Origin of the sequence: Kitasatospora purpeofusca (assembly GCF_034043715.1) — a bacterium.
GTDB lineage: Bacteria > Actinomycetota > Actinomycetes > Streptomycetales > Streptomycetaceae > Kitasatospora > Kitasatospora purpeofusca_A.
This window is the reverse complement of the sequence record NZ_JAXCLC010000014.1, coordinates 107355-125089: the sequence shown is the minus strand read 5'-3', so window position 1 is coordinate 125089 and position 17735 is coordinate 107355. Positions and strand designations below refer to the sequence as shown.

The window sequence follows — 17735 nt, the reverse complement described above, 5'->3', positions numbered from 1 at the left end:
GGGCCCGCCCGCGTCATGCGGGTGTCCGCGCGGGTCCGGCCCGCCGGCCGGACCCACGCGGACGGAACGCGGTCAGAAGTGGAACAGGGCGGTGTGGGTGGTGCCGTCGTCGAGGCCGAGGGTGAAGGTCCGGCAGGTGCCGGCCCACGCCTTGTCGGTCTTCCAGACGTAGGTGTAGGTGGCGGTGGCCGGGTCGTACTGGAGGCTGCTGCCGCCGGCGGACGCCGCGGGGGCGGGGGTGCCGATGGGTGCGCCGGTGGTGCAGTCGGTCTGCTGCACGGAGGGCCGGCCGCCGGTGAGGATGTCGAGGCCGCGGTCGCCGCCGAGGGAGAACTTCATCGGGACGGCGCGTCCGGCGTGGGCCTGGTTGACGGCGGGCGGGTTGGTGACCGGGCCCTGGAAGCCGCCGAAGTCGTACGCGTAGGCGTAGCTGCCGGCGGTGCTGGCGGTGCTGGTGCCGGCGGGGGTGGTGACGGTGATGTCGACCGTGCCGACGGCGGTGGCGGCGGGGGCGGTGGCGGTGATCCGGGAGTCACTCTCGACGGTGAACGCGGTGGCCGGGACGGTGCCGAAGGTGACGGCGGTGGCTCCGGTGAAGTCGGTGCCGGTGAGGGTGACGGTGGTGCCGCCGGCGACGGGGCCCTGGGCGGGGGCGACGGCGGTGACGGCCGGTGCGGGCCGCTGGTAGGTGTAGGTCCCGGCGGGGACGGTGCGGGCGCCGGTGGTCAGCGAGACGTCGACGGTGCCGGCCGGGTGCGCGGGTGCGGTGGCGGTGACGGTGTGGTCGTCGACGACGGTGACGGCGGTGGCGGGTGTGTCGCCGAAGGTGACGGCGGTGGTGCCGGTCAGGTCGGTGCCCGTCAGGGTGACGGTGGTGCCGCCGGCGGTGCTGCCGTGGTCGGGCGTCAGGCCGGTGACGGCCGGGGCCTTCTTGGTGGGGGCGAGGGCCATGCCGAACGCGTAGTGCCCGGTGGGGGTGGTGCTGACGACCGCGTTGGTCGCGGTGTCGATGACGACCAGGTCGCGGTTGCTGGTGGCGACGTAGATGCGGGTCCCGTCCGGGTCGGCGACCACGTTCATCGCGGTGTCGGCGAGCACGGCGGACACGGTGAGGGTCGCGGTGTCGACGACCGCCACGCTGCCGGAGCCGCCGGAGTTGGTGGCGATGGCGTAGGCGCGGGTGCCGTCCGGGCTGAGCGCGAGCGCGCCGGCGTAGCGGTTGAGCTGGACGCTCCCGGTGAGCGTGCCGGTGACGGTGTCCACGACCGAGAGGGTGCCGGTGTTGGTGTTCGTCGCGAAGACCTTGGTGCCGTCGGGGCTGATCGCCAGGGCGGAGAGGGAGCGGGTGTCGCCTGTGGGGATGCTGGCGGTGACCGTGTTCGTGGCGGTGTCGACCACCTTGACGTCGCCGGACTCGGCCGCGTAGAGGCGGCTGCCGTCCGGGGTCGGTGCGAGTACCGACACGCTGTAGGTGGTCGGGATGCTCGCGGCGACCGTGCGGGTGGCGGTGTCGAACACGTCGATCCCGGGATGACCGCCCCGGTTCTCGGCGGCGTACACGTGCGCGCCGTCCGGGGAGAAGGCTATGGCGGACGGGTACTGGCCGCCCGTCAGAGTGGCGGTGACCGTGCGGGTGGCGGTGTCGATCACCGAGATCGAGTTGCCGAACTGGTTGCCCACCCACACCTGGGAGCCGTCCGGCGAGACCGCCACGGGGCCCGGCCGCATCCCGACCGGGACGGTCCCGGCCACACTGCCGCTCGACAGGTCGTAGGCCACCAGGGAATTGGCGAAGGCGTCGGTCAGGTACACCAGCTGCGCCGGTCCGGCCGCGTGCGCGGAGGCGGCGGGCAGCACCGCACCGACGGTGCCGAGCACCGCGGTGGCCAGTGCCGCGGCGGCGCCGCGCCGAAGGCGGCGCAGGTACCGGTCCGGCGCCAAGCGGCTCTCAGTGGTCAGTGGCATGGGTCACCTCTCGGACGGAACTGACCGGAGGCCATCGCTCCGGTTTCAACTCATGTTATTCACATCTCTCTTGATGATTCGTCACACGTCGCCTTGTGGGCACACAAGGCCATTTGTGTCCGAAGTCTGGCTGGTTTTGATCAGGCCACACCGCTCTTGGGCTTGCGGGCGCATGGCAAGGCGAACGGCTTCATGCCGCTGACCTCGGCATCTTCTGCGCGGGCCGGCCCGGATGGCCTTTCGTACGCCGATCGCCGGATGCTCGCTGGACGCCGGTTCTGGTGCAATTGCACTGCGTTGGGGACGGTTTGCTTCCGCTTCCCGATAGGTAACATCCGGCGGGGCCCCACCGGGGCCTCGTCCTGCGGACCTGTGTGTACCGCGGGTGGGAGGGGCATGAGTATGTGGCGCGACAGGAAGACCAGGGCCGGACGCTTATCCGGCCGCTCGGCGGTGGCCGTGGCGATCGTGCTGGGGCTGGCCGCGGGCTCCGCGGGAGCGGCCGGGGCGGCACCGCCGCCCGTGCGGGCGAGCGCCGCGGCCCAGGGGGTGCAGGCGCCGCTGATCGACTCCGTGCAGCCGTTCGCGACCGGCACGGTGCGGGTGACCGTCACCCCCGGGGACACCGCCCAGGAAGCCGTGGCCCGCGTCGACGTGTCCGCGTACGCGCTGGACGCGGACGGCAACGCCACCGGCGCGCCGGTCGCCACCGGCACGGTGCAGAACCCGAACCCGGCGAACCCGCCGGTGGTCGAGATCAACGGCCTGACCGATGACGTCGGTTACGCGTTCACGGCGACCGAGACCACCGCCGGCGGCGTCGTCTCCGGCGCGTCGCCCGCCTTCGTCGGCGGGCCGCAGACGCCCAAGGCCCCGCTCGCACCCACCCTGGCCACCCTGCTGGGCCGGGACGGCGGGCTCCTCGTCTCCTGGAACCCCGCGCACCCCAACGGCTCGCCCGTGACCGGCTACACCGTCACCGCGACCCCCAACGGCCCGGGCGCGAGCGTCACCACCGCCGTGGCGGGCGATGTGCAGAGCACCGCCGTCACCGGGCTGGTCAACGGCAAGTACTACGCCGTCTCGGTCACCGCGACCAACGCGGCCGGGACCGGGCCGGCCGGCGTCTCCGACAGCCAGACCGTCGGCGCCGAGGCCAACGGAACCGTCAGCGCCAAGCCCGCCTACACCGTCGGCGCCCCGCAGGACGTGACCGCGGCGCCGCCGCCCGTCGGTGAGGACGGCAGCCAGCCCGATCCGACCGCGCTCAAGGTGACCTGGGACGCACCGCTGGACGACGGCGGCAGCACCATCACCCACTACACCGTCGACGCCACCGCCCCCGGCCACCCGCCCGTCACGGCGACCGTGCAGGCCGCCGCGAAGGAGGCGACGCTGACCTCGCTGGCCCCGGGCGTCGAGTACGCGATCACGGTCACCGCCGTCCAGCAGGACGGCGCGCGCGGCGCCACCAGCCCCGTGGTCAAGGCCGAGCCCGCCCCGGTCCTGGCGGCCGGCACCGTGGTGCTGTCCGCCGCCTCGGCAGCGGCCGTCACCCGGGTCACCGGCACCACCGTGGTGTTCACCGCCCCGCCCGCGCAGGTCACCGGCCTGAACGTGAAGGACATCATCGTCGTCGGGCGGAGCAGCAACCCGCTGCTCCACGGCGGCCTGCTGCGCACGGTGGAGAAGATCAGCGCCGCCGGCGGCGTGGTGACCCTCACCACCAGCCAGGCCGCGCTGGAACAGGCCTTCCTGTCCCTGGACTTCACCGCCAGCGGCAGTCGGCTGGCCTCCGGTCCCGACGGCCTGCGGATCAAGATGCTCAACCCCGACATCCAGGCCTCGGTGGCGTCCCAGGGCTCCGGCATGGTCGCGAACAAGACCTTCACCCTCGACCTGGCCGAGAAGCTCACCAGCGATCCCAAGATGAAGGAGCGGCTGGGCGACAACACGACGGTCACCGCGAAGCTCACCGCGGCACTGAGCCTGAGCACCGACTGGTCGGCCACCGCCGGTTTCGAGCGTGATCCCAGCTACTACCGCGTGGATCCTCGCGGTTACACCGGGACCTTCGACTTCAGTGCGACAGCGACCGCGAAGGCGTCGATCGAAGGCGAACTGGGCGTCGCCTACAAGCACGAGACGAAGCGCGATCCGCTGCTGACCATCAAACCGGCGACCTGCCTGCTGGTGTACATGATCGAGCTGTGCCCCTCGCTGACGGTCTACACCGAGACCTCGATCGAGGGATCGATCAAGTTCTCGTTCTCCGCCTCCTACGAGCGGACGATGGGCGGCAGGATCAACCGTGACAACACCGGGGTGGTCCACAAGACGGACCTGACCAAGGACCCCGTCACCAAGTTCGACTACTCGCTGAACGCGGCGGCCAAGGTCACCTTCGCCTTCCCCGTGGCGCTCGAGATCCTCGTCTTCAACCTCGTGGGTCCGCGGCTGGAGATCACACCCGCCATCGAGGTGACCGCGGACACCTCCGCCGATCCATGGCTGACGGTGAGAGCACCGTTGAAGGTCGCGATGTTCTTCGTCCTCGACATCAAGCTCGCCAGCTTCTCCACCGGCGGCGACGTGTACAACACGACCTTCGACCTGTACAAGGCTCCCGGTCCCTTCCCCGGACCGAGCCTGTCCAGCGCCGCGGCCCTCGCCCCGGGCGCGCGGAGCGCACCGTCGTCCGAGAGCTCCGAGAGCTCCGAGAGCCTCACCGCGGCGGCGGCCCAACCGCACCAGTACACCGTGAACTGGCCGGCCGGATGCGACCCCGCCCAGGCGGTCGCCTGGTCCATGACACCCGGATCGCTGGGCACCGTCGACCAGAACGGCCTCTACACACCGCCGAGCCCGCGCCCTGCCCACTACGTCGACCTGGTCACCGCGACCACCGCCGGCACGCCCACCTGCCCGCCGGCCACCGCCCAGGCGGCCGTCCACCACGGGTCGACCCTCCCGGGCGCCCCCAAGCACCCCGCGATCAGCCCGGACGGCTCGACCGTCACCTGGACCGCGCCCGCCGCCGGCGGCAGCGCCGTTCAGGAGTACGTGGTGACCGTGCTGCACGATCCCAGCGACCCGGCCGGTGCCGAAACGGTCCTGGGAACCGCGCCCGGCACCGCGACGTCACTGCCCGTTCCGGCCGACCGCGTCGCGCAGATCGAGGCGGACCACGCCAGGGTGCAGGTCACCGCGGTCAACGACCGCGGCCAGGGGCCCGCCTCCGTCCTGTCGCACCCCGCCCCGTCCACCAACCCGCTGCCCTTCGTGGCCCGGGCGGAGGGAACCGCCGACGGCGGCACCCTCCACGTGACTCCCCACATGGTGAACGTGGGCACGAGCGACGCCACGAACGTCCGCTACCGGCTCAGCTACCCCGAGACGTTCACCAGCCGCACCAACCCGTCCGCCTGCACCGTGGACCAGGCGCAGCGGCTCCTCACCTGCGACATGGTCGACATCGCCTCCGGCCACCAGGCGGTCACTCCGCTGATCTCCTTCACCGTCGGCCGGCTCGTCCCGGGCACCGTCTACCCGCTGACCATGACCCGCCTGTCGGCCAGCCCCTACCCGAGCGATCCCAACAACGGCACGATGACCCTGCTCTGCACCGCCGACACCGCCGGCAAGGTCACCTGCGCCTGACGGTCCCGAGCGACACGGACCGGCGTCCGCCGACTCCCCAAGCTTCGGGGGTCGGCGGACGCCGTGCTTTCCGGACGGCGCGCGGCGGCCGTCCCCGCTCCCGGTGTTCGGAACGGGGACGGCCGCCGGGAGCGGCTACCAGCCGCGCTCGCGCCACTCCGGCAGGTGCGGGCGCTCGGCGCCCAAGGTGGTGTCGTCGCCGTGGCCGGGGTAGACCCAGGCCTCGTCCGGCAGCACGTCGAAGACCTTCTCGGTGACGTCCCGGAGGAGGCTCGCGAAGGCGTCCTTGTCGCCCCAGGTGTTGCCGATGCCGCCGGGGAAGAGGCAGTCCCCGGTGAAAACGTGCTGGTGGCCCACCGGGTCGTCGTAGATCAGCACGATCGCGCCGGGGGTGTGGCCGACCAGGTGCCGGACGGTCAGCTCGCAGCGGCCCACCGCGAGGGTGTCGCCGTCCGCGAGCGGCAGCGCGGTGGGGACGTCGATGCCCTCGGTGTCGTGCTCGCCCGCCGCGGTGCGCGCGCCGGTGGCGGCGACCACCTCGGCCAGCGCCCCCCAGTGGTCGTGGTGGCGGTGGGTGGTGACCACGGTGGCCAGCCGCTCGCCGACCGTCTCCAGCAGCACCGGCGCGTCGGCCGCCGCGTCGATCAGCAACTGCTCGTCGGTGTCGCGGCAGCGCAGCAGGTAGGCGTTGTTGTCGTGGGGGCCGACCGCCACCTTGGTGATGATCAGGTGCGCCAGCTCGCGCACGTCCGGCGGCCCGCCGACCTTGACCGCTCCGTGGTACGTCATCGTCCGCTCCTTGTAGGGCTGCAGGGGTCAGGGCCATCCTCGCGCCTGCGAGGCGGCTCAGCCCAACGGGGGGAGGACCGGCAGGCCGGTGCCGGGGGCGCGGCGCAGGCCGGTGCCGTCGGACCGGCCGGAGAGCCAGGCGAGCAGGGCGCGGACGGGGCCCTCGAGGGTCAGGGCCGGGGTGCCGGCGCCGATCACGGCGCGTTCGGCGGTGTCCTCGGCCAGCAGCTCGACGCCGGGCAGCCCGGCGCCGGCCGGCCCGGCCAGCTTCTCGGCGAGCCGGCGGAACTCGGCGGTGGCGAACTCCTGCGGCCACTGCGCGGGGGTGTAGCCGGAGTCCAGGTCGACGTGGTGGTACTCGACCTCCGCCAGCCGCTTCCAGGGGATCTCCGCCGCCGGGAAGACGGCGCCGCTGCGGTGCTTGACCTCCGCGGCCCAGGCCCCGTCCGGCAGCAGGGCCGCCGCCGCCGCGAAGCGGGCACCGGAGGCGCGCAGGTCGGCGAGCTGCTCCTGCACCGGGCGGGGCGCGCCCTCCTCGATGCCCCGGTCGCGGGCCTCCTCGCTCGGGTACTGCGGGATGTCGGTGCCGGTGCGGGCGCCGTCCAGCAGGTTGACCAGCGAGTCGGCGTTGCGGGCGAGGTGGGCGAGCACATGGCCGCGGGTCCAGCCGGGCAGTGCGGAGGGCCCGGCGAGGGACTGGGCCCCGATCCCGGCGACGGTCCGCAGCAGCCGGCGGGTGCTGTCCTCGACCTCGGCCAGGCGCCGGGCGGCGACGGCGGCGGGGGAGGCCGCGGCGGGGTCGGCGGGGTCGGCGGGGGCGATCTGCGGGTCGGCCTGGGGGGCGATCTGCGGGTCGGTCTGCGGGTCGGTCTGCGGGTCGGTCATCGATTCGGCCTTCGCTGGGAGACGGCGCGTTGCCCCGGCGGGGCTTCGCTCGTTGACCAGGTGACGCTACCGCCGTCACCCCCCCGCCGAGCAGGGGCTTTTCGGTCCGCGCGTCAAGACTCCGCGCATCGTCCTCACTCGTTCGGGTGGACCCGGCTGGACGAACTCGATAATCGAACGCGTGAGCTAGTAGGCTGGCTGCCGCATCCTGGAAGAAGTACACCCCTCGACACCCAGCCCTCTCGCCCCGGAGAAAGGCGCCAGAAGCAGTGGCCGACCGCCTCATCGTGCGCGGTGCTCGCGAGCACAACCTCAAGAACGTCTCGCTCGACCTGCCCCGCGACTCCCTCATCGTCTTCACGGGCCTCTCCGGCTCCGGCAAGTCCTCGCTGGCCTTCGACACCATCTTCGCGGAGGGCCAGCGCCGCTACGTCGAGTCGCTGTCCTCCTACGCCCGGCAGTTCCTGGGCCAGATGGACAAGCCGGACGTCGACTTCATCGAGGGCCTCTCCCCGGCCGTCTCGATCGACCAGAAGTCCACCAACCGCAACCCCCGCTCGACCGTCGGCACCATCACCGAGGTCTACGACTACCTGCGGCTGCTGTTCGCCCGGATCGGCAAGCCGCACTGCCCGCACTGCGGCCGCCCGATCGCCAAGCAGTCCCCGCAGGCCATCGTCGACAAGGTGCTGGAGCTCGCCGAGGGCACCCGCTTCCAGGTCCTCAGCCCGGTGGTGCGCGAGCGCAAGGGCGAGTTCGCCGACCTCTTCGCCGACCTCCAGTCCAAGGGCTACGCCCGGGCCCGGGTGGACGGCGAGACGATCCAGCTCGCCGAGCCGCCCAAGTTGAAGAAGCAGGAGAAGCACACCGTCGAGGTGGTCGTCGACCGCCTCACCGTCAAGGACAGCGCCAAGCGCCGGCTGACCGACTCGGTGGAGACGGCCCTGCGGCTGAGCGGCGGCATGGTCGTGCTCGACTTCGTCGACCTCCCCGAGGACGACCCCGAGCGCGAGCGGATGTACTCCGAGCACCTCTACTGCCCGTACGACGACGTGTCGTTCGAGGAGCTGGAGCCGCGCTCGTTCTCGTTCAACTCGCCCTTCGGCGCCTGCCCGGACTGCTCCGGCCTCGGCAACCGGATGGAGGTGGACCCGGAGCTGGTGGTGCCCGACGACGAGCGCTCGCTGGACGAGGGCGCCATCCACCCCTGGTCCGGCGGCCACACCAAGGAGTACTTCCAGCGGCTGATCGACGCCCTCTCCGGCGAGCTGGGCTTCCGCACCGACATCCCCTGGGCCGGGCTCCCGGCCCGCGCCAAGAAGGCGCTGCTCTACGGCCACAAGCACCAGGTCGAGGTCCGCTACCGCAACCGCTACGGGCGCGACCGCTCCTACACCACCGGCTTCGAGGGCGCGGTGCCCTTCATCCAGCGCCGCCACCAGGAGGCCGAGAGCGACTCCAGCCGCGAGCGCTTCGAGGGCTACATGCGCGAGGTGCCCTGCCCGACCTGCCAGGGCACCCGGCTCAAGCCGGTGGTACTGGCGGTCACCGTCGAGGGCCGCTCGATCGCGGACGTCTCCTCGATGTCGATCAGCGACTGCTCCGACTTCCTCGGCGCGATGAAGCTCAACGCCCGGGACGAGCAGATCGCCGAGCGGGTCCTCAAGGAGGTCAACGAGCGGCTGCGGTTCCTGGTCGACGTCGGCCTGGACTACCTCTCGCTGGACCGCGCGGCCGGCACCCTCTCCGGCGGCGAGGCCCAGCGGATCCGGCTCGCCACCCAGATCGGCTCCGGCCTGGTCGGCGTGCTCTACGTGCTGGACGAGCCGTCCATCGGCCTGCACCAGCGCGACAACCACCGGCTGATCGAGACCCTGGTCCGGCTGCGCGACATCGGGAACACCCTGATCGTCGTCGAGCACGACGAGGACACCATCAAGATGGCCGACTGGGTGGTCGACATCGGCCCCGGCGCCGGCGAGCACGGCGGCAAGGTCGTGCACTCCGGCTCGTTGAAGCAGCTGCTGGCCAACAAGGAGTCCCTCACCGGCCAGTACCTGTCCGGCAAGCGGAGCATCCCGATCCCGGCCGCCCGCCGCGCCCGGGACAAGAAGCGCCAGCTCACCGTGCACGGCGCCCGCGAGCACAACCTCAAGGACGTCACGGTCGGCTTCCCGCTCGGCACCTTCACCGCGATCACCGGTGTCTCCGGCTCGGGCAAGTCCACCCTGGTCAACGACATCCTCTACACCCACCTCGCCCGGGAGCTGAACGGCGCCCGCACGGTGCCCGGCCGGCACACCCGGATCACCGGCACCGACCAGGTGGACAAGGTGGTGCACGTCGACCAGTCGCCGATCGGCCGCACCCCGCGCTCCAACCCGGCCACCTACACCGGCGTCTTCGACCACGTCCGGCGGCTGTTCGCGGAGACCCAGGAGGCCAAGGTCCGCGGCTACCTGCCCGGCCGCTTCTCGTTCAACGTCAAGGGCGGCCGCTGCGAGAACTGCTCCGGCGACGGCACCATCAAGATCGAGATGAACTTCCTGCCGGACGTCTACGTGCCGTGCGAGGTCTGCCACGGCGCCCGCTACAACCGGGAGACGCTGGAGGTCCACTACAAGGGCCGGTCCATCGCCGAGGTGCTGGACATGCCGATCGAGGAGGCGCTCGGCTTCTTCGAGGCCGTCCCGGCGATCGCCCGGCACCTGCGCACGCTCAACGACGTCGGCCTCGGCTACGTCCGGCTCGGCCAGTCCGCGCCGACCCTCTCCGGCGGCGAGGCCCAGCGGGTGAAGCTCGCCTCCGAGCTGCAGAAGCGCTCCACCGGCCGGACGGTCTACGTACTGGACGAGCCCACCACCGGTCTGCACTTCGAGGACATCAGCAAGCTGATCAAGGTGCTCTCCGGCCTGGTGGACAAGGGCAACACGGTCATCGTCATCGAGCACAACCTCGACGTCATCAAGACCGCGGACTGGATCGTCGACATGGGCCCCGAGGGCGGCTCCGGCGGCGGCAGCGTGGTCGCCGAGGGCACCCCCGAGGAGATCGCGGCCGTCTCCGAGAGCCACACCGGCAAGTTCCTCCGGGACATCCTGCCGGGCGGCTTCGAGGAGGCCCCGGCCGCGCCGGCCAAGGCCAAGGCCCCCCGCAAGCGCGCCACGGCGGCGCGCAAGTAGCGGACGGGCGCCGACACCGCGTCCCCGCCCGCCCCCGGCACCCCGGGGGCGGGCGGAGGCGCGCCGCATAGAATTCCGGGCGGCCCGCAGCCGCGAAGCCACCGCCGAACGCCGCCGCCGAACCAGGAGCACCCTCATGTCCGAGGCCCCCGAGAGCCCCGCCCCCTCCCGCCGCACCCTGCTCTGCGGGGCCGCGGCCGTCCTCGCCGCCGGTGGCACCGTCGCCGTCACCGGCTGCTCCTCGACCTCCGCCGGCTCCGACTCCGCCGCCAAGACCCCGGTCGACCTCGGACCGGCCTCCGGCGTCCCGGTCGGCGGCGGCACCGTCTTCCGCGAGAAGAAGATCGTCGTCACCCAGCCCGCCGAGGGCCAGTACAAGGCGTTCAGCGCCAAGTGCACCCACGCCGGCTGCATCGTCGACCAGGTCAAGAACCAGAAGATCCAATGCCCCTGTCACGGCAGCCTGTTCGGCATCACCGACGGCGCCGTGCTGGACGGCCCGGCCCCGACCCCGCTGCCCGCGTACGACGTGGCGGTCGAGGGCGGCAACCTCAAGGTGACCTTGCGCTGAAGCAGTTGATCTCCCGCACGCGCCCCCGGCCCGAGTCGGTACGGTGGACCCATGGCTGACCCGTCCACCTACCGTCCGGCGCCGGGTGCGATCCCGACCTCGCCCGGTGTCTACAAGTTCCGCGACGCCCACGGGCGGGTCATCTACGTAGGCAAGGCCAAAAGCCTCCGGCCCCGGCTGTCCTCCTACTTCCAGGACCTCGCCGGACTGCACCCGCGCACCGCGACCATGGTCACCACCGCCGCCTCGGTGGAGTGGACCGTCGTCGCCACCGAGGTCGAGGCGCTCCAGCTGGAGTACTCCTGGATCAAGGAGTTCGACCCCCGGTTCAACGTCAAGTACCGGGACGACAAGAGCTACCCGGAGCTCGCGGTCACCCTGAACGAGGAGTTCCCGCGGGTCCAGGTGATGCGCGGCGCGCACCGGAAGGGCGTGCGCTACTTCGGCCCCTACGGCCACGCCTGGGCGATCCGCGAGACCGTCGACCTGCTGCTGCGGGTCTTCCCCGTCCGCACCTGCTCCACCGGCGTCTTCAAGCGCGCCGCCCAGGTCGGCCGCCCCTGCCTGCTCGGCTACATCGGCAAGTGCGCCGCGCCCTGCGTGGGCCGGATCACTCCGGAGGACCACCGCGCGCTGGCCGAGGACTTCTGCGACTTCATGGCCGGGCGCACCGGCAACTACCTGCGCCGGCTGGAGGCCGAGATGCGGGAGGCCGCCGCCGACCTGGAGTACGAGAAGGCCGGCCGGCTGCGCGACGACATCGGCGCCCTCAAGCGGGCCATGGAGAAGAACGCCATCGTCCTCGCCGACGCCACCGACGCCGACCTGCTGGCCGTCGCCGAGGACGAACTCGAGGCGGCCGTCCAGATCTTCCACGTCCGCGGCGGCCGGGTCCGGGGCCAGCGCGGCTGGGTCACCGACAAGGTCGAGGACGTCGACACCGCCGGCCTGGTCGAGCACGCCCTCCAGCAGCTCTACGGCGGCGCCGGTGCCGACGACCGGGGCGAGGGCGTCCCGCGCGAGGTGCTCGTCCCCGCACTGCCCGACCCGGCCGAGCCGGTACGGGAGTGGCTGTGCGGACTGCGCGGAGCCCAGGTGGACCTGCGCATCCCGCAACGCGGCGACAAGAAGGACCTCATGGCCACCGTGCAGCGCAACGCCCAGCAGGCGCTGGCGCTGCACAAGACCAAGCGGGCCTCCGACCTCACCACCCGCAGCCGCGCCCTCCAGGAGATCACCGACGCGCTGGAGCTGGACAGCGTCCCGCTGCGGATCGAGTGCTTCGACATCTCCCACCTCCAGGGCGAGGACGTGGTCGCCTCCATGGTGGTCTTCGAGGACGGCCTGGCCCGCAAGAGCGAGTACCGCCGCTTCGAGATCAAGGGCTTCGAGGGCCAGGACGACGTCCGCTCGATGCACGAGGTGGTCAGCCGCAGGTTCCGCCGCTACCTCCAGGAGCGCGAGCGCACCGGCGAGTGGGCCGTCCCCGAGGAGGGCCCGGAGGACGCCGCCGACGCCGCCGCGGACGGCAGCGGCACCGGCGTGGACGGCACCGGCACCCGCGCCGAGGACGGCCGCCCCCGGCGCTTCGCCTACCCCCCACAGCTGCTGGTCGTCGACGGCGGGCAGCCGCAGGTCGCCGCCGCCCAGCGGGCCCTGGACGAGCTCGGCATCGACGACATCGCGCTGTGCGGCCTGGCCAAGCGCCTGGAGGAGGTCTGGCTGCCCGGCGAGGACGACCCGGTGGTGCTCCCGCGCAGCAGCGAGGGCCTCTACCTGCTCCAGCGGGTCCGCGACGAAGCCCACCGCTTCGCCATCGGCTACCAGCGCGGCAAGCGTTCCAAGCGACTCACCGCCGGAGAACTGGACTCCGTCCCCGGCCTCGGCGAGACTCGCCGTCAGGCGCTGCTCAAGCACTTCGGCTCGCTCAAGAAGCTCCGGGTGGCCACCGTCGACGAACTCTGCGCCGTCCCCGGCATCGGCCGGCGGACAGCGGAGACCGTTGCGGCGGCGTTGTCGTCCCGTACACCTCCCGCACCAGCCGTGAACACCGCCACGGGCGAGATCATCGAGGACGGCGCCGACGAGCCGGCGCCCGCGGCGCCCGAGACCGCACCGATCCAGGAGACGCCATGACGGCCGACGCCGCCCGTCAGCCGGCGTGCCCCGCGCCCACTCGTCCGAGTGGCGCCGGGAAGCATGCCCGTGCGACGCGCGTTCTCCACAGCAGAACCACCGAGAGCGGGGAACCGAAGTGACCGTGTCCGATTACGGGGGCACCGCCCGGCCGGAGGCCGGCGGCGAGAACACCCCGGAGCTGGTGATCATCTCCGGCATGTCCGGGGCGGGCCGCTCCACCGCCGCGAAGTGCCTGGAGGACCTGGGCTGGTTCGTGGTGGACAACCTGCCGCCGGCCCTCATCCCGACCATGGTCGACCTGGGGGCCCGCTCCCAGGGCAACGTCGCCCGGATCGGCGCCGTGGTGGACGTCCGCGGCCGGCAGTTCTTCGACGACCTGCTGACCTCGCTGGACGAGCTGGAGAAGCGCGGCGTGCGACTGCGCGTCGTCTTCCTCGACTCCTCCGACGACGCCCTGGTCCGCCGCTTCGAGAGCGTGCGCCGCCCGCACCCGCTCCAGGGCGACGGCCGGATCGTCGACGGCATTGCCCAGGAGCGCGAGCTGCTGCGCGAGCTCCGCGGCGAGGCCGACCTGGTGATCGACACCTCCAACCTCAACGTCCACCAGCTGCGGGCCAAGCTGGACGCCCAGTTCGCCGACCACGACGAGCCCGAGCTGCGCGCCACCGTGATGTCCTTCGGCTTCAAGTACGGCCTGCCGGTCGACGCCGACCTCGTGGTGGACTGTCGCTTCCTGCCGAACCCGCACTGGGTGCCCGAGCTGCGGGCCAGGACCGGCACCGACGCGGACGTCGCCGACTACGTGTTCCAGCAGCCCGGGGCCAACGAGTTCCTCAACGGCTACGCCGAGCTGCTGCGCATTGTCACCGAGGGCTATCGCCGCGAGGGGAAGCGTTACATGACCCTTGCCGTAGGCTGCACCGGTGGCAAGCACCGCAGCGTCGCGATGTCCGAGCGGCTGACGAAGCGTCTGATCTCGGACGGCGTGGAAACGGTGCTCGTCCACCGTGACATGGGACGGGAGTAGCCGCCGCACCCCCTGCCGGGCCGCCGGCGGAGGTCGGCGGCCCGGCAAGAGGAACGCGAGGTAGGTGTGACGGGATACGTGCCCGGCCGGCAGCTGCAGAACAAGACCGCCGACCGGAGCGTGAGCACGGCCAGGTCCATCGTGACCGGCCGGGCCCGCAACGGGGCGGCCCGCACCGGCCCGGCCCGTCCCCACCAGACGCCCAGGAGCAGTCAGGCCCCGCGGATCGCCGCCCTCGGCGGCGGCCAGGGCCTGTCGGCCTCGCTCTCCGCGCTGCGCCGGCTCACCACGGACCTCACCGCGGTGGTGACCGTCGCCGACGACGGCGGCTCCAGCGGCCGGCTCCGCGAGGAGCTCGGGGTCCTGCCCCCCGGCGACCTCCGCAAGGCGCTCGCCGCGCTCTGCGGCGACGACGACTGGGGCCGCACCTGGTCCGAGGTGATCCAGCAGCGTTTCACCGGCACCGGCGAACTGGGCGGCCACGCGGTCGGCAATCTGCTGATCGTCGCGCTCTGGGAGAAGCTCGGGGACCCGGTGGCGGCCCTGGACTGGGTCGGCCGGCTGCTCAACGTCCAGGGCCGGGTGCTGCCGATGTCGGCGGTGCCGCTGGACATCGAGGCGATAGTCAGGGGGCACGACCCGGCCTTCCCCACCGAGCTGGGCGCCGTCCGCGGCCAGGCCAGCGTGGCGGTCACTCCCGGCACCGTGCAGTCCGTCCGGCTCGTTCCGGACGAGCCGCCCGCCGTGCCGGAGGCGGTCACCGCGGTCCGGGAGGCGGACTGGGTCGTGCTGGGCCCCGGCTCGTGGTTCACCAGCGTGCTGCCGCACCTGCTGGTCCCCGAGCTGGTGAAGGCCCTGATCGAGACCCGCGCCCGCCGCCTGCTCACACTGAACCTCGCCCCGCAGCCGGGCGAGACCGAGGGCTTCACCCCGCAGCGTCATCTGGAGGTCATCGCCGACCACGCCCCCGCGCTCGCCGTGGATGCGATCCTGGTGGACGAGCGCGCCGTCACCGGCGGCGCCTTCGGCCAGGCCGACCTGGCCGGACTGGAGAAGGCCGCCGAGCGGATGGGCGCCGCCCTGGTGCTCGGCCGGGTCGCCCGTACCGACGGCACGCCGCGACACGACCCGGAGCTCTTGGCGGCAGCGTACGACCGGATTTTCCGGACACATGGAAGGATCGGGCCATGGCGATGACTCCAGCGGTGAAGGACGAGATCAGCCGGCTCCCGGTCACCCGGGCCTGCTGCCGCAAAGCGGAGGTGTCGGCGATCCTGCGTTTCGCGGGCGGGCTGCACATCGTGAGCGGCCGCATCGTGATCGAGGCGGAGCTCGACACCGGAGCCGCCGCCCGACGCCTGCGCAAGGACCTGCTGGAGATCTTCGGACACTCCTCGGACCTGGTCGTGATGGCCCCCGGCGGCCTGCGGCGCGGCAGCCGCTACGTGGTCCGGGTGGTCAAGGACGGCGAACTGCTCGCCCGCCAGACCGGGCTGGTGGACGGCCGCGGTCGCCCGATCCGCGGTCTGCCCCCGGCCGTCGTCTCCGGCGCCACCTGCGACGCCGAGGCGGCCTGGCGCGGCGCCTTCCTGGCCCACGGCTCGCTCACCGAGCCCGGCCGCTCGTCCTCGCTGGAGATCACCTGCCCCGGTTCGGAGGCCGCCCTCGCCCTGGTCGGCGCCGCCCGCCGGCTCGGCATCCCCGCCAAGGCCCGCGAGGTGCGCGGTGTGGACCGGGTGGTGATCCGCGACGGCGACGCGATCGGCGCGCTGCTCACCCGGCTCGGCGCGCACGAGTCGGTGCTGGCCTGGGAGGAGCGCCGGATGCGGCGCGAGGTGCGGGCCACCGCCAACCGGCTGGCCAACTTCGACGACGCCAACCTGCGCCGCTCGGCCCGGGCCGCGGTCGCGGCCGGCGCCCGGGTGGCCCGCGCGCTGGAGATCCTCGGCGAGGAGGTGCCCGAGCACCTGGCCGCCGCCGGCCAGCTGCGGATGCAGCACAAGCAGGCCTCGCTGGAGGAGCTGGGCGCGCTCGCCGACCCGCCGCTGACCAAGGACGCGGTGGCCGGCCGGATCCGCCGACTGCTGGCGATGGCCGACAAGCGCGCCTCCGAGCTGGGCCTGCCGAGCACCGAGGCCAACCTGACGGACGAGATGGCGCTCAACTGACTCCTGACGATCGCGTTCGGTGATGATCTCCCCGCCGGTGCCCGCTGTTTCGGGTACCGGCGGTGCCGTGTCCGGGGACCGGGACGGAGGGCCCCTGCCGGAGGGCTCGCGGCCCTAGGACCAACTGCCCGGGACGGCAAGGACGGAAGACCCGAGGACGGCTGAACAACGCGCCACGCCAGGGGTTGCCAAGCGGGCTGATGTGCTCTACCCGCTTCTGGAGGGGTAGGGTCATAGGCGGTCGGGGACATCCCAAATTCCACCCCGTCGGCATAGCGTCCGGCGTACCTAACGAGGAGATCGGTTCGTGACGATCCGGGTAGGCATCAACGGATTCGGCCGCATCGGCCGCAACTTCTTCCGTGCGGTTCGGGCGCAGGGCGCGGAGATCGAGATCGTCGGCGTCAATGACCTGACCGACACCAAGACCCTGGCGCACCTGCTCAAGTACGACTCGATCCTGGGCACCTTCCCGGGCGAGGTGTCCCACACCGCGGACAGCATCACCGTCGACGGCAAGACCTTCAAGGTCATCGCGGAGCGCGACCCGGCCAACCTCCCCTGGGGCGAGCTGGGCGTCGACATCGTCATCGAGTCGACCGGCATCTTCACCAAGGCCGAGGCGGCGAAGAAGCACGTCGCGGCCGGCGCGAAGAAGGTCATCATCTCGGCGCCCGCCACTGACGAGGACATCACCATCGTCATGGGCGTCAACGACGAGAAGTACGACGCCGCCAAGCACACCGTCATCTCCAACGCCTCCTGCACCACCAACTGCGTGGCGCCGCTGGCCAAGGTGCTGAACGAGAACTTCGGCATCGTCAAGGGTCTGATGACCACGGTGCACGCGTACACCAACGACCAGGTCACCCTGGACTTCCCGCACAAGGACCTGCGTCGCGCCCGCGCCGCGGCCCTCAACATCATCCCGACCTCGACGGGTGCCGCCAAGGCCACCGCCCTGGTCCTGCCCGAGCTCAAGGGCAAGCTGGACGGCACCTCGCTGCGCGTCCCGGTCCCGACCGGTTCGATCACTGACCTGGTCGTCACCCTGGAGCGCGACGTCACCGTCGCCGAGGTCAACGAGGCCTTCAAGAAGGCCTCGGAGACCACCCTCAAGGGCATCCTGCAGTACACCGAGGACCCGATCGTCTCCTCCGACATCGTGAACTCGCCGTTCTCCACGATCTTCGACTCGCTGATGACCATGGCCCAGGGCAACCAGGTCAAGATCTTCGGCTGGTACGACAACGAGTGGGGCTACTCGAACCGCCTCGTCAACCTGACCACCCTCGTGGGTGACCGGCTCTGACGCTGCGGGAGCTGACGTGAAGTAGGGGGGAGGGCCC

The 17735-nt window shown here is 72.2% G+C and carries 11 protein-coding genes; 8 read left to right on the top strand and 3 right to left on the bottom strand.

The window, feature by feature from the left end; translation table 11 throughout:
• Positions 1–72: 72 nt before the first annotated feature.
• The gene (locus SM793_RS10570; RefSeq protein WP_320437827.1) at positions 73–1965 is read right to left on the bottom strand and encodes a PxKF domain-containing protein; all 1893 of its coding nucleotides are present in this window, start codon (positions 1963–1965) and stop codon (positions 73–75) included.
• Positions 1966–2361: 396 nt separating this feature from the next.
• On the opposite strand from SM793_RS10570, the gene SM793_RS10565 reads away from it, so the two are divergent.
• Complete coding sequence (locus SM793_RS10565) at positions 2362–5625, top strand: fibronectin type III domain-containing protein (RefSeq protein ID WP_320437826.1); 3264 nt, start codon at positions 2362–2364, stop codon at positions 5623–5625.
• 135 nt (positions 5626–5760) lie between these two features.
• Here SM793_RS10565 and SM793_RS10560 read toward each other — a convergent pair whose 3' ends face one another.
• A complete protein-coding gene (locus SM793_RS10560) occupies positions 5761–6414 on the bottom strand; it encodes an MBL fold metallo-hydrolase (RefSeq protein ID WP_320437825.1) in 654 nt (217 codons plus the stop codon).
• A 57-nt stretch (positions 6415–6471) separates the two neighbouring features.
• Complete coding sequence (locus SM793_RS10555; protein ID WP_320437824.1) at positions 6472–7299, bottom strand: maleylpyruvate isomerase family mycothiol-dependent enzyme; 828 nt, start codon at positions 7297–7299, stop codon at positions 6472–6474.
• A gap of 269 nt (positions 7300–7568) precedes the next feature.
• Here SM793_RS10555 and uvrA point away from each other — a divergent pair, with 269 nt between their 5' ends.
• The 7 genes from uvrA to gap all read left to right on the top strand — a co-directional run bounded on the left by uvrA (position 7569) and on the right by gap (position 17698).
• Positions 7569–10481, top strand: coding sequence for an excinuclease ABC subunit UvrA (gene uvrA, locus SM793_RS10550; protein WP_320437823.1), 2913 nt, complete (start codon positions 7569–7571; stop codon positions 10479–10481).
• Positions 10482–10617: 136 nt separating this feature from the next.
• Positions 10618–11052 carry a Rieske (2Fe-2S) protein gene (locus tag SM793_RS10545; protein WP_320437822.1) on the top strand — a complete coding sequence of 145 codons (435 nt, stop codon included), beginning with the start codon at positions 10618–10620 and terminating at the stop codon, positions 11050–11052.
• Positions 11053–11103: 51 nt separating this feature from the next.
• Complete coding sequence (gene uvrC, locus SM793_RS10540) at positions 11104–13188, top strand: excinuclease ABC subunit UvrC (protein WP_320437821.1); 2085 nt, start codon at positions 11104–11106, stop codon at positions 13186–13188.
• 118 nt (positions 13189–13306) lie between these two features.
• Positions 13307–14218 (top strand): RNase adapter RapZ, encoded by a 912-nt coding sequence (rapZ, locus tag SM793_RS10535; RefSeq protein ID WP_266274180.1) that lies wholly within the window; start codon positions 13307–13309, stop codon positions 14216–14218.
• Between the two features lie 78 nt (positions 14219–14296).
• Positions 14297–15415 carry a gluconeogenesis factor YvcK family protein gene (locus SM793_RS10530; protein ID WP_413815918.1) on the top strand — a complete coding sequence of 373 codons (1119 nt, stop codon included), beginning with the start codon at positions 14297–14299 and terminating at the stop codon, positions 15413–15415.
• Positions 15406–16386 (top strand): DNA-binding protein WhiA, encoded by a 981-nt coding sequence (whiA, locus tag SM793_RS10525; protein WP_045940151.1) that lies wholly within the window; start codon positions 15406–15408, stop codon positions 16384–16386. Before SM793_RS10530 ends, whiA begins: the two co-directional genes overlap by 10 nt.
• A 307-nt stretch (positions 16387–16693) precedes the next feature.
• Positions 16694–17698, top strand: coding sequence for a type I glyceraldehyde-3-phosphate dehydrogenase (gene gap, locus SM793_RS10520; protein ID WP_320437820.1), 1005 nt, complete (start codon positions 16694–16696; stop codon positions 17696–17698).
• Positions 17699–17735: the final 37 nt, after the last annotated feature.